This is a genomic window from Pseudomonas sp. 6D_7.1_Bac1 (assembly GCF_025465945.1).
Classification (GTDB): Bacteria; Pseudomonadota; Gammaproteobacteria; order Pseudomonadales; family Pseudomonadaceae; genus Aquipseudomonas.
Window position 1 is genome coordinate 34,816 of record NZ_JANLNW010000067.1, and the last position, 22,105, is coordinate 56,920.

At 60.0% G+C, this 22,105-nt stretch carries 11 protein-coding genes; 9 read left to right on the top strand and 2 right to left on the bottom strand.

The window, feature by feature from the left end:
* Positions 1-149 precede the first annotated feature (149 nt).
* Genes NTD87_RS17700 through NTD87_RS17710 form a run of 3 tightly spaced genes read left to right on the top strand, consistent with a single transcriptional unit; the run spans position 150 to position 2,962 of the window.
* Positions 150-1,256: a sensor domain-containing diguanylate cyclase gene (locus tag NTD87_RS17700; RefSeq protein WP_262115331.1), complete on the top strand. Its 1,107-nt coding sequence runs from the start codon at positions 150-152 to the stop codon at positions 1,254-1,256.
* Positions 1,249-2,184 (top strand): iron-sulfur-binding ferredoxin reductase, encoded by a 936-nt coding sequence (locus NTD87_RS17705; protein ID WP_262115332.1) that lies wholly within the window; start codon positions 1,249-1,251, stop codon positions 2,182-2,184. The genes NTD87_RS17700 and NTD87_RS17705 overlap by 8 nt, the downstream gene beginning before the upstream one ends.
* A gap of 28 nt (positions 2,185-2,212) precedes the next feature.
* The gene (locus NTD87_RS17710) at positions 2,213-2,962 is read left to right on the top strand and encodes an enoyl-CoA hydratase-related protein (RefSeq protein ID WP_262115333.1); all 750 of its coding nucleotides are present in this window, start codon (positions 2,213-2,215) and stop codon (positions 2,960-2,962) included.
* 208 nt (positions 2,963-3,170) lie between these two features.
* On the opposite strand, the gene pyk is transcribed toward NTD87_RS17710, so the two are convergent.
* On the bottom strand, positions 3,171-4,622 hold the full coding sequence (gene pyk, locus NTD87_RS17715; protein WP_262115335.1) for a pyruvate kinase: 1,452 nt from the start codon (positions 4,620-4,622) through the stop codon (positions 3,171-3,173).
* A gap of 172 nt (positions 4,623-4,794) precedes the next feature.
* Between pyk and NTD87_RS17720 the strand changes: the two genes are divergently transcribed.
* Positions 4,795-5,166 (top strand): tetratricopeptide repeat protein, encoded by a 372-nt coding sequence (locus tag NTD87_RS17720; protein ID WP_262115336.1) that lies wholly within the window; start codon positions 4,795-4,797, stop codon positions 5,164-5,166.
* A 78-nt stretch (positions 5,167-5,244) separates the two neighbouring features.
* Positions 5,245-5,604 carry a PilZ domain-containing protein gene (locus NTD87_RS17725; protein WP_262115338.1) on the top strand — a complete coding sequence of 120 codons (360 nt, stop codon included), beginning with the start codon at positions 5,245-5,247 and terminating at the stop codon, positions 5,602-5,604.
* Between the two features lie 250 nt (positions 5,605-5,854).
* Here NTD87_RS17725 and NTD87_RS17730 read toward each other — a convergent pair whose 3' ends face one another.
* The gene (locus NTD87_RS17730) at positions 5,855-6,244 is read right to left on the bottom strand and encodes a DUF6124 family protein (protein ID WP_262115339.1); all 390 of its coding nucleotides are present in this window, start codon (positions 6,242-6,244) and stop codon (positions 5,855-5,857) included.
* Positions 6,245-6,710: 466 nt separating this feature from the next.
* On the opposite strand from NTD87_RS17730, the gene NTD87_RS17735 reads away from it, so the two are divergent.
* The 4 genes from NTD87_RS17735 to NTD87_RS17750 all read left to right on the top strand — a co-directional run bounded on the left by NTD87_RS17735 (position 6,711) and on the right by NTD87_RS17750 (position 22,101).
* Complete coding sequence (locus tag NTD87_RS17735; RefSeq protein WP_262115340.1) at positions 6,711-9,782, top strand: hypothetical protein; 3,072 nt, start codon at positions 6,711-6,713, stop codon at positions 9,780-9,782.
* A gap of 156 nt (positions 9,783-9,938) precedes the next feature.
* A complete protein-coding gene (locus NTD87_RS17740) occupies positions 9,939-13,580 on the top strand; it encodes a Tc toxin subunit A (RefSeq protein WP_262115342.1) in 3,642 nt (1,213 codons plus the stop codon).
* Positions 13,581-13,627: 47 nt separating this feature from the next.
* The gene (locus NTD87_RS17745) at positions 13,628-17,737 is read left to right on the top strand and encodes a neuraminidase-like domain-containing protein (protein ID WP_262115344.1); all 4,110 of its coding nucleotides are present in this window, start codon (positions 13,628-13,630) and stop codon (positions 17,735-17,737) included.
* Positions 17,738-17,784: 47 nt separating this feature from the next.
* Positions 17,785-22,101: a hypothetical protein gene (locus tag NTD87_RS17750; RefSeq protein WP_262115345.1), complete on the top strand. Its 4,317-nt coding sequence runs from the start codon at positions 17,785-17,787 to the stop codon at positions 22,099-22,101.
* Positions 22,102-22,105 lie beyond the last annotated feature (4 nt).

The window sequence follows — 22,105 nt, forward strand, 5'->3', positions numbered from 1 at the left end:
CGGCAAAGGTTTGCCTGGCCTGCATTGCATCGTGCACGGCTTATCGCCCAAAAATTGAATGGTCATTTTTGAGGTGCAACACTAAAGTGGCATCTGGCCTTTAGGGTAGGGCACGCTTATCAACCCCCCTCTGCACGGTGAGTCAACGATTGACCCATAACGCTATCCAGAGTCTGTTGCTCAAGCGCTTTATTCTGGCGACGGGCACCTATGCGCTGGCGTTATTGCTGCTGTGGCTGGCGATCCTCAGCGGGCACTATCAAGGGTCGGTACGCGACGCGTTGATCGGTACGCTGCTGGTGATGCTCAGCCAGTCGGTGCTGTTTGCCGTGTTTTTCGCCGGGCGCAATCTGCGCTTGGCCGACCCCAGCCTGACCGAGGTTCAGGTGCTCATGGGGATTGGCTGGCAGACTTGGTTGATCGCTCACCTGGACTCGGCCCGCGGCGCCTTTCTGGTGTTTTACCTGTTGATTCTGTTATTCGGACTGTTCCATCTGCCGCGCCGGGCGTTCGTCCGATGCGCGGTATTGGTTTTCATCAGCTTTGCGGGCCTCAACCTCTGGGAAGGCTATCACTCCCAACTGACTGATCCGACGCTGGCGGCGCTGCAAGTCTGCGTGTTGTTCATCGTGCTGGTCTGGCTGACGCTGTATGCCAGCTACGTTCAGGCCTCACGGCTACGCATGCGCCAGCGGCGGTTTGCCTTGCAGGCGCATCAGGACACCTTGCGCGGGATGATGCGCCAGCTCGAAGACCTGGTGGCCACCGACGAACTCACCGGGCTGTTCAACCGCCGGCACTTTCTACGCCTGGCCTCGCGTGAGTTGCACAGCATGGAAGAGGGCGTGGTGCATGGTCTGGCGTTGATTGATCTCGACCATTTCAAGCGCATCAACGATGTGCATGGCCATGCGGCCGGCGATCAGGTGTTGCAGGCGTTCGCCGCCGTCGCCACGGCCTGCCTGCGCGAAGATGATGCACTGGCGCGTTATGGCGGCGAGGAGTTTGTGTTGTTGCTACCCGATTGTGACCCCGAGCGCCTGACCTCCTGTTGCGAGCGATTGCGCATCGCCTTTACCGATGTCGAACTGGTCGGCCTGAACGTGCGGGACCTGAGCCTGTCTGCGGGCATGACCCTGCTTGAACGAGGTGACAATCTGGATCAGGCCTTGCAGCGTGCCGATCAGGCGCTGTACCGCGCCAAGCGTGACGGCCGCAATCGCTGCGCCGCTGCCTGGGAGAACGCCGATGCCTGAATTACGGGTTGGCGATCTTCAGTGGTCGGTGGCGGCGGGCAGCAACCTGCTCGATGCCTTGAACCAGAACGGTATGCACGTGCCTTACAGCTGCCGCGCCGGCAGTTGCCATGCGTGCCTGGTGCATTGCCTTAAAGGCGAGGTGCATGATCGGCGCCCCGATGCGCTGAGCGCCGAGCAACGCCAGCAAGGCTGGCGCCTGGCCTGTCAGTGTGAAGTCGTTGACGACCTGCAGGTGGCGGTGTTCGATCCGCAGAGCGATGGTTTGCCGGCCACCGTCGAAGCCGCCGACTGGTTGAGTGCCAGCGTGTTGCGTCTGCGTTTACAGCCTGAGCGACCCTTGCGCTACCAGGCAGGGCAGCATCTGGTGCTGTGGGCCGGCAACGTGGCGCGGCCGTATTCATTGGCCAGCCTGCCGCAGGAAGATCGTTTTCTGGAATTTCATCTCGACTGCCGTTTGCCAGGTGAATTCAGCGATGCGGCGCGCTTGCTGAAAATCGGCGATTCGATCCGTCTGGGCGAGTTGCGCGGCGGCGCGCTGCATTACGACCCCGACTGGCAAACCCGGCCGCTGTGGCTGCTGGCGGCCGGCACCGGGTTGGCGCCGTTGTTCGGCGTACTGCGCGAGGCGTTGCGCCAGGATCACCAAGGCCCCATCCGGGTGATTCACCTGGCCCATGATGCCAGCGAGCATTACCTGGCCAAACCCTTGGCAGCGCTGGCGGCCAACCGTCCCAACCTGAGTATCGAGTTGTTGACGACGGCTGAGTTGTCGGCGGCTTTGGCGCAATTGCGCCTTGTTTCCCGGCAAACCCTGGCCTTACTCTGCGGGCACCCTGACAGTGTCGACGCCTTCGCCCGGCGCCTGTACCTGGCGGGACTGCCGCGCAATCAACTATTGGCCGATGTCTTCGTGCCGCGTGGTTGAACGCGAAATCACCTTCACGAGACTCACCATGACGAACGCCATCCTGCTGGAACGTGAGCGCGGGCTGCTGACCTTGCGCCTGAATCGCCCGGACAAGAAAAACGCCCTGACCCGCGCCATGTACAGCCAGTTGGCCGATGCCTTGCTACAGGCCGACGCCGATCCCGAGGTCAATGCCATCTTGATCACCGGCAGTAGCGAATGCTTCACCGCCGGCAACGATATTGCCGACTTCCTCGAAGAGCCGCCGAGCGACCTCACAAGCCCGGTATTCCAGTTCATGCGCAGCTTGCTGGAATGCCGCAAACCGGTGATCGCCGCCGTGGCCGGGGCTGCCGTGGGCATCGGCACAACCTTGTTGCTGCATTGCGATCTGGTTTACATCAGCGCGGATGCCAAGTTACGCATGCCCTTCGTCAACCTGGGGCTGTGCCCGGAGTTTGGTTCGAGCCTGATCCTGCCGCGCTTGCTCGGGCAGGCCAAAGCCGCCGAGCTGTTGCTGCTGGGTGCAGGTTTTACGGGTGAACAGGCCGCCGCCTGGGGCATCGCTACTCAGGCGTTGCCCACAGGCGAGGCCGCCTTGGCCAAGGCACGCGAGATCGCGCTGCGCTTCGAAACACTGGCACCCGAAGCGGTGCGCATCAGCAAGCAACTGATGAAAGCCCCGGATCGTGAACAGCTGCGCAGAGTGATCGAAGAAGAGGGCAATCTGTTCGTTCAGCGCTTGCGTTCGCCGGAAGCGATTGCGGCGTTGTCGGGGTTTATCAACAGAACCTGAATCTTTGTTGACTGGGCCGACGCCATCGCGAGCAGGCTCGCTCCCACAGGGTTATAGGGTGAATACAAAATCTGTGAACACCACAGATCAACTGTGGGAGCGAGCCTGCTCGCGATGGCGGTAGCGCAGGCACCGCCACTGCCAGATTGGAAACCAAAAAGCCCCGCCATTCACATGGCGGGGCTTTTGTCTTTCAGCGGTCTGTTACTCAGACCATCTTGTCGCCAACGTGCAGGATCTTCATGCCGTTGGTGCCGCCGATGGTGTGGTAGCTGTCGCCCTTGGTCAGGATGACCCAGTCGCCTTTCTCCACAACGCCGCGCTTGAGCAACTCGTCGATCGCGGCCTGGCTGACTTGCTCAGGCGGCAAGGAAGCCGGGTCGAACGGTACGGTGTAGACGCCACGGAACATGGCCGCGCGGGCCTGGGTTTCGCGGTGCGGGGAGAACGCGTAGATCGGCACCGAGGAACGAATGCGCGACATGATCAACGGCGTGTAGCCACTTTCGGTCAGGGCGATGATCGCCTTCACGCCCGGGAAGTGGTTGGCCGTGTACATGGCGGCCAGGGCGATGCTCTGGTCGCAGCTTTCGAACACTTTACCGATGCGGTGGCTGGAGGTTTTGCTGGTCGGGTGCTTTTCAGCGCCGATGCAAATCCGTGCCATGGCCTCGACCGCTTCGAGCGGGTACTGGCCGGCGGCGCTTTCAGCCGAGAGCATCACGGCGTCGGTGTAGTCGAGCACGGCGTTGGCCACGTCGGACACTTCAGCGCGGGTCGGCATCGGGTTCTGGATCATCGACTCCATCATCTGGGTCGCGACGATCACCGCTTTGTTGTGGCGGCGTGCGTGCAGGATGATCTTCTTCTGAATACCCACCAGCTCAGCGTCGCCGATTTCCACGCCCAGGTCACCACGGGCCACCATCACCGCGTCCGAGGCCATGATCAGACCGTCGAGGGTTTCGTCATCGGCTACAGCTTCAGCGCGTTCGATCTTCGCCACCAGCCAGGCGGTGCCGCCGGCTTCGTCGCGCAGTTGGCGGGCGTATTCCATGTCGGCGGCGTCACGCGGGAAGGACACGGCGAGGTAGTCGACTTCCATTTCCGCGGCGAGCTTGATGTCGGCCTTGTCTTTTTCAGTCAGGGCCGGAGCCGTCAGGCCACCACCGCGACGGTTGATGCCTTTGTGGTCCGACAGCGGGCCACCGATGGTCACGGTGCAATGCAGTTCGGTGGCGGTGGCGGTATCAACGCGCATCACCACGCGGCCGTCGTCGAGCAGCAGCTCGTCGCCGACGCCGCAATCCTTGACCAGGTCCGGGTAGTCGATGCCGACGATGTGCTGGTTGCCTTCGGTCAGCGGATGGCTGGTGGAGAAGGTGAATTGATCACCGATCTTCAGCTCGATGCGCTTGTTGGCGAACTTGGCGATACGGATTTTCGGGCCTTGCAGGTCACCCAGCAGGGCGACGAAGCGGCCGTGCTTGGCGGCGAGCTCGCGCACCAGCTTGGCACGAGCCTTGTGCTCGTCGGGGGTGCCGTGGGAGAAGTTCAAGCGGGCGACGTCCAGGCCAGCCAGAATCAGCTGTTCGAGAACTTCCGGCGAGTTACTGGCCGGGCCAAGGGTAGCGACGATTTTGGTACGACGGACGGACATGCAAAGACTCCTGAGTTCAAGCGCTGAGTGAGGCTACTATGCTGCGCGGTTGTAGTCATTGTTCGTTTGCACTACTTATCGGTTTCTTTATTGAACCTTGCAACTTTGATTCGAAGCCTCCTGAAGATTTTCGCCAACGGGTCGATACAGAGCTCAAGACAGGAGAACCCCCATGCGATTCGTGCTCATTGCCGCCCTGGCCCTCAGTGCCGTGGGCTGCACCCGTTGGTCGATGGACCATCATTTGAACAATGCCTACCGCGCCTATGACCGCGGCAGGTGCGAGGACGCGATGCTCGAATTGTCCCAGGTCGACCGCGACAGCCGGGCGCGGCGCTATGTACAGCCGGAAGTGTCGATGCTGCGCGGCCAGTGCCTGGAACGCCAGAAGCTTTATGTCGATGCGGCCGAGACCTACCAGTTCATCATCGCCCAGTACCCGGACAACGAGTACGCGTATCGTGCCCGCGCACGGCTCGAAACCCTGCAGTCGCTGGGCTGGTATCCGCCGCGCAGCAGTGCCAAAGCGATTCCCGCCCCTTAAAGGCTGGCCGGGTGCCAGCCTTGAGCTAGTCTTAGAGAGTGCGGCCCTGCTCAAGGGCTTTCTATAGTGATACCCAGCATGTTCACTGACCACCGGATCGAGCGGCATCAACTGCCGTATTTTCTGAGAGTGTTCAACAGCGTCACTGACAAGCCCATCGGCTTTATCGGTAATGTCTCTGAAGACAGCCTGATGCTCATCAGCCCGTTGCCGATGATGGTCGGCGCAGCGTTTGAGCTGCGCCTGAAAATCCCCGCCAGCGAGGGTGTTTTGCAGGTGATCGACCTGCGCGCCTGTTGCCTGTGGTGCCATGAAGACGCCACCCCCCAGCATTACGACGCCGGTTTTGAAGTGCAACGCGCACCGCCCGAATACGGGCAACTGGTGAGCGCCTTGCGGCAGTACTTCAGCTTTTATCCGGTGCCGGCTTCGGTCTGATCCCTCCCCGCCATTCGGAAGATCGCAGCCCCGTAGCAACCCCCGTAGCAGCTGCCGAGCCTGCGAGGCTGCGTTCGAGGACGAAGTCCTCGCCAATCCTGTGTACGCGATTTTCCTGAAAGAACGCATTGCCTGACTTTACGACTGCTTCGCAGCCGAACGCAGCCTCGCGGGCTCGGCAGCTGCTACGGGAGTGGTTCTGCAGCGTATTTCAACGTGAGGCCGGCAAGCCAGCCTCTACCCAAAACGCTTACAGCTGCAACCCGTACTTGATCGGCTGGATCGGGTACTCGTTGTCCAGCGCTTTCTCGACCAATAACAACCCGTGCTCGGTCAATTGATGGATCGCCAGCGCCAGGTTGCGGTGCTTGTCTTCCAGGTCGTCGGACAGGTCGAGGATCAACGTGCTCACCGAGCAGAAGGTCTCGTAGGTGTAGGCCATCAAGGCTTCGTTGTTGATGTCGGGGAGCACGGCGAAGAACTTCAGCGAACGCCGTTCATAGTCGCGCGGGTTGCCGGTGCCGGGTTTGAGGTAGTGGTCCAGCGCCTTGTGGGCGGCGGCGTGGAGTTTTTTCGAGTCGAGGGAATCGTAGGGGGACACGTTGTCGTGTTCGGGGGGATTTGGTGTGGCTTTGAACATGTTCATTTCTCCGGGTTGGAGCTGTCACCGACTCGCGACTAAACGAAGGGTGGCGGCTGGACGCAGGTTAGTCGACCGGGGAGAAATGAAACCGGCGCGCCCGAGGGCGCCCTGCGTACAGCCACCATAACGTGCAGGGATAGGGAATACCTGACGGTCTGGAGTGCAGTGCACATTCATTTCACCTTCGGGCGACTAAACCCGATCGCTGATGGGCAGCGACAGGGTTCACGTTAGCCGGGGCGACCAAGGTGCACAAGCGGGCGGATTCTGGCGTAACTGTAGGGCGCTGCGCAAGGTGATGTAGCCGGGGACTGAAGGTTGAAAACAGGGGGGTGAAGGGGGGCGGGAGACGGTTACCGTTGGTCGGGGCTGGTAGTTTTTGCAGGTGGTTATTTTTTTGGTCAGCAGTACAAATAGCGCAATTGCAGTCTTCAAGCGTATTCGCGAAAGGAGCTGAATGCACATGACTGATATGACGGATATGACGGATGATCCCATTGTGCAAGGTTGGGCGGCGCCCACCTTCAGTAAGTCATTGGCGGGCACGGTACAGCCCCTTCCATTAACGGTTCGTCTTAACTTTCCAATCAATCGTAACGGTAAATGGAAAGTCCATATTTATAATCCAGGCTATCAGCGGGAAATGACGGGGACGCACAACGGTTACTATTACGAGTTCGTAATTGATAACCTAATCCAAGGGTCAGACTGCGAGATACATACACAATTCGATGCGCAAGGTGTGTGGTCGGACTGGGCATTTTCCGGAAAATTCCGCGTCATCAAACCACCGGTTTTCTCTACCCCGACTCAGAACGCAACCGTGGACCAATACTTCACGGCAGAGGGGGCAGGGGCATATCCCTATGCAAAGATTTATGTGAGGGTGTTTCCACAAAATTTGACTTACCCCGCCGATGCCGATGGGAGCGGTCGTTGGTCCGTCTGGATCCCCAATCTGCCTCTGGGCTACAACGAGATTGGTGTCATACAGGTTTTTGAAAGTGTGGAATCCAGCACTTCAGGAGCTCTTGGATTCTATACAAGGCTTACAAAACCTCTTGTCATCACCTCCCCGGAAACGGGCGATGTCGTACGCGAACTTCGACCTGAAGTCTCAGGAACTGGTCATGACGGTACAACCATCACGATATTTCGGGAGGGCGGCGGTGGTGGAGTCTATGGCAGCGGTACGGTCGTCAATGGCATCTGGAAAATAAAACTGACCCAAGACCTGCCCGTGGGGGCGTTTGTTTTTCATGCTGAAGCAAAGATCGGTACGACGCTTGTTGGCTGGTCAAACACGGTGCCTGTCACTGTGCGGTACCCGGTGCCCAATGCACCAGCTATTACCGTGCCAGGGGCCGGCACGGTACAGAATCAGACATTTACGGTTTCAGGAGCGGGCGGTGCGGCAGGTGCCACCGTCGAGATTCTCAAGGATTTTGCCGACCACACGGTTATTGGCACCGGTCCAGTGAAGGCGGGCGGAAGCTGGGACGTCACTGTCACCGTACCGCCGGGGCCTGTTTCCCTTGTGGCGGAGCAATTCATTTACAGCGATGAGCATTCCGCACGCAGCGCTCCGCGCACTTTCAAAATCCGTCCATCCAGGCTCGTCGTCAATGTGGCCTATCCAAACGATAAAACCGTTCGGTTCTCAGGCGCCGGCTACACCCGTGCCACGGTCGAGATTTGGTACAAGGGGGGCGGTGGCGGCATTCAATGGACGGCCACTGTGGTTGGCAGCAGTTGGCAGAAAGAGGTCATCGGCTGGGTGCCGGGCAGTTATGTGATGTCGGTGCTGCAGAAGGTCTCCGATGGCAGTGGTGGCTGGATCGACTCCGAGTGGTCGAACGATGTGTCTGTCGCGGTGCCGGTGCCCAAGCCGACCCTCAATCAGCCCACCGACTTGCCCAGCCAAATGCCCGGGTTCTCCGGCACGGGGACATCGTGGACGGGGCAGCCTGCGACAAAGGTTGATGTCTGGCTCAACGGCGCCGTTCATGTGGCGGTACCACAAGCCACCGTCAACGGTAGCAGTTGGACGGTCACCGCCGCCCAGAAGCTGGCTCCTGGCACCTACAGCGTCAAGGTGCGTCAAGTGTTTGACAGCAAGCAATCTGACTGGGTCGAGTTACCCGGCAACATGATCGTTCCGGCTCCGCTGCCGACAATCGAGTCCATCGTCGAAAACGGTTTGTCGCCGGATATCTCCGGCACCTGTTGGCCCAACGCCGTTGTCACCCTCAAGTTCAGCGACAACAACTCAGCTACGCATCCGGCGATCGTCAATGGTGGCAACTGGACCTTTCGGCGCGACACACCTTTTGCCACGGAGGTCACCCACACGGTCACCGTCACCCAGACAGCAGGGGAACAAACCTCGTCGCCAGCGACCCGAACATTCACCGTGAACAAGCCGCTGCTGAAGCCGGTCATCACGCAGCCCCAAAAGGATCAGGAGGTGGGCCGCGACCTGACCGTTCGAGGGCGGGACGGGGTGAAGGGGGCCACAATGAAGCTTCGGGATGCCCAGTTCGAAAGGCCTTTGGGGGAGAAACTGCTGACCAGCGACGGCGACTGGTCAATCGAACTCAAGGACCTGGCGTTTCGCAAATACACCATTGATGCGATTCAGGTCATCGGCCAACGAGAGTCCCTACGTAGCGACTACTGTTTTTTTGAGGTGGTGGTAGTGCCGCCGAACATCGAGGTGCCGGCGCCGGGCGGCGATCTGCCGCGCACCTCGACCCTTTCAGGCACCGGCCTGCCCGGTGCCCGGGTCGAGGTGTGGTTGCAAGGCAATGCACAGCCTTTGCTCAGCAATATTCTTGTCGGCGAAAACGGTCACTGGGAGGGCGAAGTGACGTTGCCGATCGGGGCGAAAACCATCTGGGCCAGGCAAACCTTGGGTGATGAACGGCCGTCCAAAGACAGTCCCCCGCTGAACTATCGCGTTGTGCCGGCGCTGCCGTTTATCGAAACACCCGGCACTAACGAACGGGTCGGTCGGTGGACGGTGGTGTCAGGGTTCGGTTATCCGGGCGATACGGTCGCAGTGGCGTTGGCTGCTGCGCCACAGACGGTGTTGGGGCGCGCCCCGGTCCTTGATGATCGCACCTGGTCGGTGCCGGTCGAACTCGACCGACCGGGCGGTACTCAGCGGTTGATTGCGGTGCAATCGCGCGATGGCTTTGACTCCCGATCATCCGAGCGAGCGATTCTGCTGGGCTCGTACCTGCCGACAATCGACGTGCCTGCACAGGGGCGATGGGTCACCGATCCGGTCGGGTTTGCTGGCAAAGGCAGAGTCGGGACCGGTGAGTTGGCGAGCTGGTTCAATCCTGATCAAGTGTTGGCCCCGGGCGTTCCCGTCACGGCCCAGGGCTGGCAGCGCAGTGTGACTCAGCCGCTGCCCGGTGGCGGCAATTGGGTCAGATTCAAGCAGGACATTCAGGATGAAACGGGCGGTTCTGACTGGGCCGACAGCGAGCGCTTCGAGGTGGAGCCGCAAACGCCATCGTCGGAGTAGCGTCCGGCAGGGCAGGCGACGAACGGTCAGCGCTACTGTCAGTTATGACAGTAGACGCCAGCATCACCCTGGCGCCCAATCCAGCTATTGAATTGAATCACCCGACAGCCTCGTGAGGCTGATGGATGACCCGTCTTCGGCACAAGGAGTTTCACCATGGATGCCTCACTGGATCGCCCCTTGCAGCGGTTGTTTGAAGAAGTGTTCCCTGAAGAGGTACAGCGCAAAAAGTATGGCGCGTTGAGTGCGTACATCGAGCAGGACGGGTCGGTTTTCCCACTGGTGGAAAAGGGCGCAAAAGGCCTGGTACGTGACTTCGGCTTGAGCCCGGAGGATGCGCACAGCTATCTGCGGCGGGCCAATGCACTGGCCACTTATGTGCGGCGCCAGTTTATCGAACAGGCGTTGACCGGCGATGAAACAGAGGTGGCCAAGCCGCTGAGCGGGCTGTTGTCCATGGTGGCGGGGCCGAGTTTTGAACTGTTGTTCAGGCCCTCCTTTGACAGGCTTTGCCCGCCTGACGCGCTGGAGTCAGTGGCCTCGCCCGTTGCGTATTTGATTGAACTGCTGAAGTGGATCGAGGACCGGATCGAGCCTAATGGTGACAGTCAAAAGATGCCGCTAGGGACGCGGCGCACGGACCTTCAACCGTTGCTGATCGACTTCAACGCGGTGCATCAATCGGTGTCCTCGGTGGACATCATCATTCCGGTGCTGGAAACCTTCATCAAGGCCCACAGCGAGGGACTCGATGATCTCGATGAGGCCATGAGTCAGGCCCGTTATCCCAATGGGCTGCCCTACTACCGGGACTGGACGACGATTGATTTTGTCGCCCGGCAACACGACCTGTCGGTGGGCGAGGTGGCGTGGGTGGTTGACCTGTCTTCTCCGTATTTTCTGCAACCCAATGGATGGAGTGCCGAGGCTGAGCGAGCCATGCTGCAGGGTTCTCGGTTGGGGCCTTACCAGCGGGAGTTGTTGACTGAGGATCCCAATGACAGTGAGGACCCTGATGACGTTGAGGCATTCTATCTGCGCAACTTTGGTGCCGTGGGGGTGGCGTGGCAGAACATCAACCAGGTACGGTTCTTCTGCGAAAGGACAAAACTTGACGCCACCAGGATTGAAGCATTGCTTTCGATTCGAAGTTTCGCTCCGGTGCGGTCGGCCAATGCGCCTCTGAAAGATGGCGAACCGCCGCTTCCAAGCGGTGCGCAATCAGGTTCGGTCTATCTCAATGCGGGTGTGTCGCCTTCTGTCGGAATCAATTTCACGCTGGGCGCTGCCGGGTTCCTTCACCGATTGACAGAGGATATTCATAAGCTTGCCCGATACGACCGCATGAACCGCAAACTGCGTCTGGACCAATGGCTGGGACTGCCCCCCGAGCAGGTGGATGCGTTGCTCATGGCGGCCATCAATGCCGAGACTCGCACCCAGACACCCGAACACGCGTGCTGGATATCGCCAAACACCCTGCGTGCCATCGGCTTGTTTCAAGGATTGCGTGAGCGTTACGGCTGCACCGTCGAGGACTTCGCGGTATTTATCGACCAATTGTCGATCTTCGGTCGCGGTGAAACGCCCTCGCCGTTCGATCGGGTGTTCAATCCCCCCTCGTTTTCTGCCGAGCCATTGAAGCTCGACGGCGGCGATTTCCCGGTGTTCCCTGCTCCCGGCGCGGAGGGGGTGACGGTCAATCAGCTCTGCCGTGGCCTGGGGATTAACCTGCACACTTACCGTCACCTGGCCGATGCCATCGCCCTGGCGCAGGGCAAGGCGCAAACGCTGCAACGTGACGTGGCGACACTGTCGAGCTTTTACCGTCTGGTGAAACTGCCGCAGCTGCTGGGCATTACCCCGGTGGAGGCCATCGTCTTGCTCATGACGCTGGGGGGAGACAGCTGGCTCAACGTGCTGGCCGGGGTTCCCCCGCTCAAAACGCACCCACCGCAAGACACAACACCGGACGTGTTGAACGTGATCCACGCCATGGACGCCTGCGTGCGCTGGTGCAATGAGCACGCGCTGCCCATGGCCTGGATGCTGCAGGTGGTTGCGCCCATTATGGTGCCGTCGGCCGCGTCCTCGGATGAGCGCCAGTTGTTCGAACAACTGCGCAACCTGCTGACCGCCGCGCTGTTTTCCAATGCGGCGTTACTGATGGCCGGTGTCCCTCCGCTGGGCGGCGGGGCTGACTGGCTGGATTTGCTGCCGGCGCTGGTGGACGGTGACGGTCTGGTGCTGACGCAACCGGAGGCGATCGAGCTCGATTACCTGGCCTACGCCCGCGAGAAGCTCGATTTGGCCGTCAGGGCCGGTATTGGAGAGGGGGATGAGGCCTCACGTGCGCAGATCGTCGAGAAAATGCTCGACGTACTGCTGCTGGCCAGAGCGGGCCAGGTGTCGGTGGTTCGCGAGTGCCTGGCGGTTTACGCGGGGCTCAGGTCGGAGCTGGTCGTGCGGGTACTCACCTGGGCGCAGGGCACCGTTTATCAAGTGCTCAGGCAAGCGTTTGAACGAAAGACTGAAGGCGATGAGGTGGCGAGCTACCGGTGGCGGGCAGAGGACGAAGAGGACCGGTTTTTGATGTTACTGGCCGATGTGCGACGCCGCAGTGCGGTGGTGGCGAAGCTGGACCTTGGCGCAGAACTGTTGGATGACTATCTGGCTTACGGCTACCGCGTCTGGCTGGAGCGCACGAATAAATACGAGTTCTCGCTAAGTACGCTGTACTACCTGACGGTACTGACCCGAGCCTTCGCCCTGGGGTCCCAGCCGCCGATGAAACTGCTCGATTACCTGCGCGAAGTTAACGCATTGCCAGACCCGCTGACCGGCGACGCCTTGCGACTGGCCCAGGAGACAGCGGCCATTCGGCTGGCGATTTTTTTCAGCTGGAGTATCCAGGAAGTGCGCGAATGCGCCAAACGCATTGATCCAGACAAACAACTGATCAAAAACCTGGTGCAACTGGATCTGCTGATGCGTGTTCGCGTGTTGGCGGACAGCAGTGGCATGGACGCGCAGACGATTTTCCTGATGGGCACCCTCCCGGCGGATATCGACCGAGCGGCCTATTCCCTGGCGGCCGAGCATGCACTGCTCAGCCTGTCGACGCCACCGGTGTCCTTCATTCCTCACGACGGCGAAGCCCTTGAGCACACGGTGAAAACGACCTGCGTGGTGGATCGCACCGAATTGGTGGCCAATAAACCCAATGAGCAAGCCACCTACAGGGTGACCGTCGAAGACATTACCGGCAAGGGCTTGAGCGGGGTCTTTGTGTATTGGCAGACCGAGCTGGGCAGCATCAATAAAAGTGCGACCAACACCAGCGGGGTGGCTACGGCGGTGTTTACCCCAGGCAAGGTCATGGGCACCGCCGCCCCGCGTTTCTGGCTGGATCTGCATCCGAAACAGCAAGCGCCCAATGTGGTGATTGGTGCGGATAAAACTAAGTTGGCCTTCCCATCACCCCTCCAATCCGAGGTGCCGGACGGCATTACACCTTTCGGTCAGGAGGTCAGGCTGTCTGCGGTGATGAAGGACCAGTATGGAAACCCGGGGATCAACAGGCCTGTGAGCTGGTCCGCTGACAGTACAGAGAGCGGGGTCCCGGTTGAGGGGGTTGTTCGGCCAAGCGAGGCATTGACCAATAAAGACGGGGTCACACAGGTGTATGTCTCAAGCCCGTCGGGCGGGACATTCGAGGTGAGCGTCAAAAGCACGGAGAGCGGGATAAGCGCGCTTTTTGAGCCGATTACGTTCGCAGGCAGCGCTAAGTCCCGCTGAAGGAAACGCCATCCATCCGGGTAGGCCATACCTCAGGAGCAAGGATCATGGATAACAACACGCACATCGCCGGACTGCTCGAACAACGTCGTACGGCCCTGGTCGAGTACTGCATCGGGCAAATCAAGAAGGGCTTGCCTCCCGATGATCAATTCAATTTCCTGAGGACCCCCGCGGATTTGTTCGAGCTTTTGCGCATGGACCCGTTGGACAGTTTTGCGGTGCAAAACTCCTGGGCCGCCGAGGCCACCAGCTGCGCCCAGCACTACATCCATGCGGTGTACCGCAAGCTGGAACCGGGGTATGCAGACGTCGAGTTCGATAAACGGGATCTGAAGACCTGGGAGCTCCACAGCAACTACCCGGATTGGGCGGCGTTGCAGTTGATTGCGATCTACCCGGAAAACTTCATCAATCCCTATGTGCGTCGGCGCAAGACCAGTCTGTTCAAAACCCTTGAGAACGAGCTGAACCAGACGCGCCTGAGCATCGACTCGGTGCAGGCGGCCTTGAAGAATTACCTGAAAGCGTTCGAGCAAACCTGCAACCTGGAGGTGATCAGCAGCTACCTCGACGGCGTTTCGCCCACAAGCGGCGATTATAACTTTGTCGGTCGGCAGCGGGTACCACCCTTCCAGTACTTTTGGCGCAAGGCCGAGGTTGAACTGGCGCCCAGCAGCCGGGCGATCAACCCGGCGGCGTGGAGTGAATGGCAGCCGGTCGAGATTCCAACCGGGGAGACGGTGCTGGATATCCGACCGGTGTCCTGGGGCGGGCGTTTGTGTCTGGTCTGGGCGCAGTGGCGTAACAAGGTGGTCAGCCAACAATCGGAGCAGCACTTGCCGTACAAGCTGGACATTCAATTGGCGTTCATGGAGCAGACCGGGCATTGGTCGGCACCGTTTTCCTTGTACAGTGCCGAACAGGATAAGGATGTCTCGCAGGGCTGCCGGTTGATTGCCACGGTGCTTGTCGATGACCGGCACCCCAAAGGCAAGTTGGGGGTGTTGTTGACTAATCGTAGCGGTCAGGGGGGGACGGCTCCTGAGAACCCGGTCGATGTGTATCTGGTACGCGATGTCCTGTTTCGTCATATTGCCAACGATGATGGTGGCTGGCTGGCGCCATTGGCGGACCATCGTTTTGTCGATTTGGGCATCGTGCAGCACCCGATCTTGCGACAGAACCTGCCGAGCATTATCGACTCCGTTGAAACCAGTGGTAGCTTGACCGCTTACTACTCTTTGCAGGCGATGGTTTTACGCGTTGCCGCGCAGGATGTTCTTCTGGTGAGAGGCGTTTGCGCGGCGAAACCGGGCACCACAGAGGTTAAAAAAACCTTCGATTTGAAGTTGCTCGACGGGGCAGGGGGGGATCCTGCACCGATCACAGGAGACTTCTCCGACGTCGGTGGCTGGAGCACTTCCTGGATGGCCGTTCGTCGGTCGGCGGGTGGCTTTACCGGGCCGGTCACTTTTACATTCGGTGGTTCTACCCCAACTGATGGACTTGGGCGCAAAAAATACGTGGTGACGGTGGGCACGGTTGCGTCGTTTGTCCCGCCGTCGCTGGACAAGACCAACGCCGAGGGCGCGCAATTTCTCGCCCTCAACCAGCCTCAGCTGACCCTCAAACACGTACGTCTGAACTCGTTATTCGGGCCCGAACTGGTAGAGCTCGCCAACATTTCGATCGATGCCTTGATGGACTTTGTGGCCCAGCATCTGCCAGAGCCAAATCCGGCGTCCGGTCCGATTGATGAACCCAACGGTAAGTTCGATGGCGCCAACGGGCTGTCCTTCTGGGAGCTGTGGTATCACCTGGTGCACTTGGTGGCTTCACGGTTAAGCGCTGAAAACCGTTTTCTGGAAGCGCAGCAATGGTTGCATTACCTGTTCGATCCTCAAGCCCCGGAGGATCCGGCAACCACGCCACCCAAACCCCGTTACTGGCGCTGCCGGCCATTGGCGAACGCTGAAAGCTCCGGCAACCCGGACTGTGAAGCCGAGGCCCCGACCGATCCAGATGCCATCGGCTATTCGGCCCCCCGGCATTTTCAGATCGTGGCGTTCACCGAGTACGTCAAAAACCTGATGGCCTGGGGCGATTGGTACTATCGTCAGCTCACCCGTGACAGTCTGGTGGCGGCCAAATTGTGTTACGTGCAGGCCGAGTTTTTGATGGGCAAGGCCCCGACGGCGAGGACCGTCAACCGCTGGCAACCGAAAACGGTCGGTGAGCTGTTGACCGATGCCGGCTCTCGGCCCGCGCTGGAAGCGTTCGAAAAAAAACTGGTATTCACCCTGGCACAGGTGCCGGCCAAGGCCGAGGTGGCGCCCGAGCTTGGCATGCTAGGGGTCAAGGACTTTGCGTGTCCTATCAATGAACAATTGCTGGAGCTGTTCGCCTTGCCCGGCAGCCGCCTGCATAACCTGCGCAATAACCTCACCCTCGACGGCAAGCCGCTGTTGATTCCGCTGTTCAGCCCGCCGACAGACCCCAACCAGTTACTGAGGGATCTGGCCGCCGGCGGCGCCGGTTCACCGCGGCCGATGGGCGGGCAATTGGTGGTGGTGGCGTTTCGTTGGCGGGTCATGTTCGAAGCGGCGCTACGTGCAGTGCAAACGCTGCAGGATCATGGCAATCAGGTGCTGCGTTTGCTCGAACAACGGGATCGGGCCGAGATGGAGGAGTTGCAACACAGCCATCTGGTGGATTTGGGGGCGTACGCCCAGACCGTGCAGGAGCAGACCATCGAGCAGCTGGAGGCGAGCGTGACCGCGTTGGGCCAGAGCCGGGCGGTGGCACAGGAACGTGCGGATGCGTATGCGAAAAAGTATGAAAGCAATATCAGTGATGCGGAATATGAAGTGATGGACTTCATATTGGCGGCGAAAATCACTTCGATGGCCGGTGTCGCACATAAGGCGGCGGGAGCGCTCACTAAAACATTGGTCCCGAATCAGGCCGGAACATCGTGGGGTGTGGCAAATCCTGGAGGGATAATGGAAGCGCTTGGCGGTGCTTTTGACATTACCTCCATCGGTTTAACCCTGCACGCCGATCGAACTGCCCTCACCGAAACCTACCGCCGCCGACGCGGCGAATGGCAGCTGCAACGCGATCAGGCATCGGCAGAGGTCCGCGCCATCGACGCGCAAATCACCGCGCAACGCCACGCCGTCGAAGCGGCCAGGGCCAGCCTGCGGCAAACCCTGCGGGCCAATGCCCACGCGCTGACGCTCTACACCTTCATCAAGAAGCGTGCGACCAACGCCGAGCTGTTCGGCTGGCTGCTGGGCCAACTCAAGGCTTTGCACTATCAGGCCTATGATGCGGTCGTCAGTTTGTGCATGAGCGCTCAGGCTTCGTTGAGCTTTGAGACCGGCGATTACGATTCGCAGATTCCCCTGCCACAGGTCTGGCTGGACGACCGTCACGGCCTCACGGCGGGCGAACACCTGAAGGTGCACTTGCTGCGCATGGAGCGTGAATACCTGCATCGCCATGAGCGGCGTCTGGAGTTGGTCAAGACCATCTCGCTGCGGCAATTGTTTAACGACACGGTGGACCCGCAAGAAAGCTTCGACCACTGGAAGGACGCGCTGGAAGAGCTGAAACGCACCGGCACTCTGGATTTCAAACTCACGCAGTTGCTCTTCGATCGTGACCATCCGGGCCATTACTGCCGGCAGATCAGCACGGTAGAAGTCGACCTGCCGGTGCTGGTCGGCCCGTTCGAGAATGTGAAGGCTGTCTTGTCCCAGGAGCAGAGCATCACGGCGACCAAGGCGTCCATTCGTTCGGTGGAATATCTGCATAACCCCAACAGTGGAGTGGCCCCCGCCGATGTGCGGTTCAACTTGCGTGCGGGTCAGCAAATTGCCCTGTCGGTGGGTGTTGGCGACAGGGGCATGGCCACGGTGAAACCCGATGAAGGCTTGCTCAACCCGTTCGAATGCACGGGGACGGTATCGCGCTGGAAGCTGACCTTCCCCCGGCCCCGCAAGGAGCCACAGAAATCCATGCTGGCGTCGTTGACGGACATCATCCTGCGCGTTCATTACACGGCCAGGGCCGGCGACCCGACGTTTGCGCGACGAGTCGAGGAGCTGGTCAATCGCGTCGATCCGGATGATCCGTTGGCGCTGGATTGATCGCGGGCACGCACGGGTAAACCGGACAGGGACAGGAGCAGGCAATCATGAGTGAACCGATTATTCAGGCCGATGCGAGCCTGGTACGCAATAGTGATTTTCGCGAAGGTTTTTCTTTTTGGAACCGAGGTCCGACTAATCCCAATTGGGTCGGCCGCATAAAAGAAAGCTATCAGGGCGAAGACATTTATTGCCTGACGGCCGGCAATCTGGCCTCGGTCAGTCAGATTGTCGATGCGCCAAAGGACCTTCGCGCAAATGCTCGTTACATCCTGAGCTTTCTCTGCGAATCGTGGCATGACAAGGACGGTCGTCTGGAGGTCTGCATTGAAGGGAGTTCGGAGCCTGCGCAGGTGATCACGCTGCCTGCCGGCTCGCGGCTCAATAGTCAGGTGGACAAAGAGCGTCATGCTGATCAGCAACCGATGCTATTCAATCCTGAACAGTACGAAGTCGAGCTGACGCTGCCGCTCAAACAAAACGACAAGGTTCGTGTCAGCGTGTTCAGCCCCGCCAGCAGAGACGATGAGTACGGGAAGGTCATCCGCATCACCCGCATCGAGATCCGCCTGCACCTGGAACCTTTGGTGCTGCAACAGCTGACACTCGACGACCAGACGCTGCCGCCGGCTCGTACGTTGTACCTGTGTCTGGGCGCTGTCGGGAGCTTGAACCACCGGCTGGGTTTTGTGCCGGCGCCGGACAACGCCTGGCGCGACACCGCGGCGTCGCTGAACATCGAAAATAACCCTCAGGATGGCAGCATTGTGGCGACGCCGATGTGGGGGCTGGACCATCCGCTCGACGGCTTTTGGGAGTTCTATTGCCCGCTGATCGACGGTGATGGCCCCTTTGAGTTCTGGTTCTACCTGCTGAACAAATACACGGCCGATGCCTATCGCATCAACGCTTCGCTCGGGCATCATCGGCTGGTGTTTCGTGAGGTGCTGGAGGCGGCTTTCTACCCGGTTGTCGAGTACGCACAAAGCGTGCGTCTGGGGGTTCAGGTGGCGTCGTACTACACCGGTCAAGCACTCAACGGCCGGACGGTGAACTGGGGGGTAAAGGGGCAGCGGCAGGCAATTTCGGTGCTCACCGATGACGAGGGTTGGGCCTACTTCGATTACGCCCCAAGCCGCGCGGGTGACTTTGTCATCGAGGCATGGGTGGCGAGTCTGTACTACGCCAGCGGTGTGTTCACTCAAGGGTTTGAGGTTCGGGTACTGGCGACCGATCCCTGGAAAGAGGTCAAGGCCGTCATCGATGGCAAGGAAACGCCATGGGATGAGAAGACCGGTTACCCCAATCGCGGCACCCAATACCCGGTGACCTTGAAATTGCCTGCCAATAGTCCGTTGCTGGGGACCGAGCTGTGGTTGCTATGGGACGGCGACACGCCTGCCGAGTTAGGGGTGACGGTGAATCCGCCGCTTGAAGAGCCCGTTCCGGTCAGTGTCGTCGAACTGAGCTGGCGCCTGACCTGCGAGGATCGTATCGACGGTAGGTTTTACTTGCAGCTGGGTTGCTCGAAACTGTTGCGGCCTTCAAGCAAAAAACTGATGTCGCTGGCACGCAACAACGTCGAGATCGGCGAGGTTCGAGAGGCCAACAAGTTCCCGGTGGTGGATGAAAACGAAAGCGTGCTGCTGATGGTGCAGGTGACGCATGTCGTCACCAGCGGCCCCGGTGATCCGGTGGTCAATGCTCTGGTGGACTGGGTGGGGCCCAATGGCACGGTGTCCACCGTCACCGGGGATGGTGGTTGGGCCAGTGTGCTGGATACGCCGAGGACAGCGGGGGGTTACACCATCACCGCGAAGGTCAGAGCGCATGTGGACATGCAGCCGGTTGAGCGTGCGTTTGCGGTGACGGCGTTGGCGACCAGCCCCTGGAAGGACACAGTCTTGTTTCATCTGGATGGCGAGCCGGTGGACCTGGTGGTCGTCGGTATCGCCTGTCGACGTGGCAAGCCGCATACCTTTCGCGTGACGCCGACGGCGGGCAGCCCGGTGAAGGACAAACCCATGACCTTGACCTGGCGCGATGGAGAGCCGGGTTTGGGGCTGACCATCGGTGCGCCGACGGCCACACCGGCCGGAGGCTGGGAATGGCGCTTGAGTTCCGGGATCAGCGCCAGCCGCAGTGGTTTGTTCGAGTTGAAGCTCACGAGTGACGTGGTATCGGGCGCTCGGGAGCTGTCGGGGCGTTTGCTCTCGGAAAACCTGGCCGATGAAGGGCGCCTGGTGCTCGATCAGGTGTCGGCCACGGTGGGTGACCAGACGCTCTTTCCGTGCCTGGGGGCTGTTCATCGTTACAAACTCTTGCCCAATGCGCTGAGCCCGTTGATCGGGCTGGATTTAAAACTGGCCTGGTCGGGCACACCCGCCGGTGAGCTGGGGGCGACGGTTACACCGGCGTTGCCTCTACCTCAGCCCATCAACGCCGGGGGCGCGGCCTGGGCGCTGGATTTCACCGCCAGTCAGAAGACCGGCCAGTTCTCTCTGGCGCTGGAGCTGCCTCAGCTCAAGCTGACGTCCACCGCCAATGTGATGCAATTGGCGCACAACAAAGTCCGGATCGAGACGCTGCGCGAAGCGGCTGTGGATCCGGTTGTCGGGCAGGACCGTGCCTGGCAGTGGGCGCGGGTGATCTCCAGTTTCACCCGCCAGCCGGTAGTGCAGGTGCCGGTGAAGTGGACGGCGGTGGGGGCTTCGGCTGACGTGGATACCGATGCGAATGGCTGGTCCGGCTATGGCTTGGCGCCGACAACTGCACGGCGGCACGATGTCGAGGCACTGGTCTTTAGCCCTTATGACGACTATCAGGACAAGCGGGCCATGACGGTCAACGCGCTGGCCAGTGATCCGTGGAGGGGGCTTGTCGTTCAGTTTGATGGGAAGTCTTCGCAGGTTTGGGGCGCCAAAACATATTTCCCGCGGCGCAAGGGCGAGCACAGTATCGAGTTGTCGGTGCCGGAGGGCAGCCCGTTGCTGAATCAAAAGGTGATGCTTGGGTTGACCGGGACGGGTCCTACCGTACTGGGCTTGACGTTCTCGCCGGCGCTCGGAGTGCCGCAATTGCTGACCCGCGACGGGTTGAGCTACACGCTCAAGGGCGGCGATCTGAAGGACGGGAGTTTTGCGTTGCGTCTGGCCGCGTCGAGGTTATCTAACCTGTCACCGGCCAATGCGTTGTCGCTGGGCAGCGGCGGGCAAATCTTGAAGATCATCGTCAGCCATCGGGTTCATCAGACTCTGGATTGGGGGCAGGCGTTGTATGAACAGGTCACGGTGGTGTCCGCCATCAGCGGCAAGCCGATGGCCGGTTGGACTGTGACCTGGCGTAGCCCGGACCTTGGGGTGGTGACAACGGTGACCGACTTCTATGGCGTGGCCAGGATTCATTTCATGCCAAAAAACCCAGGGGCTGCTGAGCTGACGGCGACGGTCGGGGATGAGTTGCACTCGGACACCCTGTCGCTGACCTTTACGATGAACGAGCCACGCAAGATCAGTGAGATTTATGAAGGCGATAACGACAAGTGGCCTGTGGAATGGGAGTCGCAGGTTCACGCACTGGCCAAGGTGGTCTCCAGCAGGACGGGACTGCCGCTGGAAGGCGTCGAGGTCATGTGGGAGTACGCAGGTCGGGCGATGTCGCCGTCGCTAACGGATGCCGACGGGATTGCAAGGCTGACCTTCGTCCTGACGGCCGAGGGGCATGGTGTGTTGTCGGCAGCGGTGAAAGGCGGTGTGGGGGGCTGGGATACGGCGCAGTTGGTGTATGGCGGGGTGGTGCCGGTTATTGAATCGTTGACCGCTGCCGGTCCAACAGAAATTGTTTTGGGGGGGGAGACACGAGCGAAAGCTCGGGTAGTTTCCCGTGCTGACGGTCAACCACTAGTGGGGGTGACTGTCTTCTGGAATATCTCTGGGCTGTCCTTGCCTGTAACGATTACAGATCAGAACGGGAACTCTTGGATAACCTTCACCCCGGTTGAGCTCGGGGAAAACAGGCTGACAGCGACAGCAGGTCTGGGGAGTAACCAGTCGTTGACTTATCATGTTTTTGACCCGGCAAATACTCCGATGATTGAGCGGATCACTAATCGTTCGCTACAAAATGTTGTCGGTAGTGAGGCGCATATCGAGGTCAGGATTGTGAGTCAGGAGACTGGGCTGCCTTTGGCTGGAGAGCTGGTCTCGTGGGGCTATCTGGGGATGGGGCTTACTCCTGCGCGAACGAACGCCGATGGTGTTGCGGAGGTCAGGTTCATTTTCCCCAAGGTGAGTAATGATCCGTTTTGGGTCTTGGTTCGCGGAGCCGTCAAGTATGTGGCCATTCGGGTTAGTGCTCCGTCCTGAGCAT

What these genes read in the sequence shown, in the direction of transcription:
- NTD87_RS17705 (WP_262115332.1), top strand. Translation starts at nt 1,249, where the DNA reads ATGCCTGAATTACGGGTTGGCGATCTTCAGTGGTCGGTGGCGGCGGGC.
- NTD87_RS17710 (WP_262115333.1), top strand. Translation starts at nt 2,213, where the DNA reads ATGACGAACGCCATCCTGCTGGAACGTGAGCGCGGGCTGCTGACCTTG.
- pyk (WP_262115335.1), bottom strand. Translation starts at nt 4,622, where the DNA reads ATGTCCGTCCGTCGTACCAAAATCGTCGCTACCCTTGGCCCGGCCAGT.
- NTD87_RS17720 (WP_262115336.1), top strand. Translation starts at nt 4,795, where the DNA reads ATGCGATTCGTGCTCATTGCCGCCCTGGCCCTCAGTGCCGTGGGCTGC.
- NTD87_RS17725 (WP_262115338.1), top strand. Translation starts at nt 5,245, where the DNA reads ATGTTCACTGACCACCGGATCGAGCGGCATCAACTGCCGTATTTTCTG.
- NTD87_RS17730 (WP_262115339.1), bottom strand. Translation starts at nt 6,244, where the DNA reads ATGTTCAAAGCCACACCAAATCCCCCCGAACACGACAACGTGTCCCCC.
- NTD87_RS17735 (WP_262115340.1), top strand. Translation starts at nt 6,711, where the DNA reads ATGACTGATATGACGGATATGACGGATGATCCCATTGTGCAAGGTTGG.
- NTD87_RS17740 (WP_262115342.1), top strand. Translation starts at nt 9,939, where the DNA reads ATGGATGCCTCACTGGATCGCCCCTTGCAGCGGTTGTTTGAAGAAGTG.
- NTD87_RS17745 (WP_262115344.1), top strand. Translation starts at nt 13,628, where the DNA reads ATGGATAACAACACGCACATCGCCGGACTGCTCGAACAACGTCGTACG.
- NTD87_RS17750 (WP_262115345.1), top strand. Translation starts at nt 17,785, where the DNA reads ATGAGTGAACCGATTATTCAGGCCGATGCGAGCCTGGTACGCAATAGT.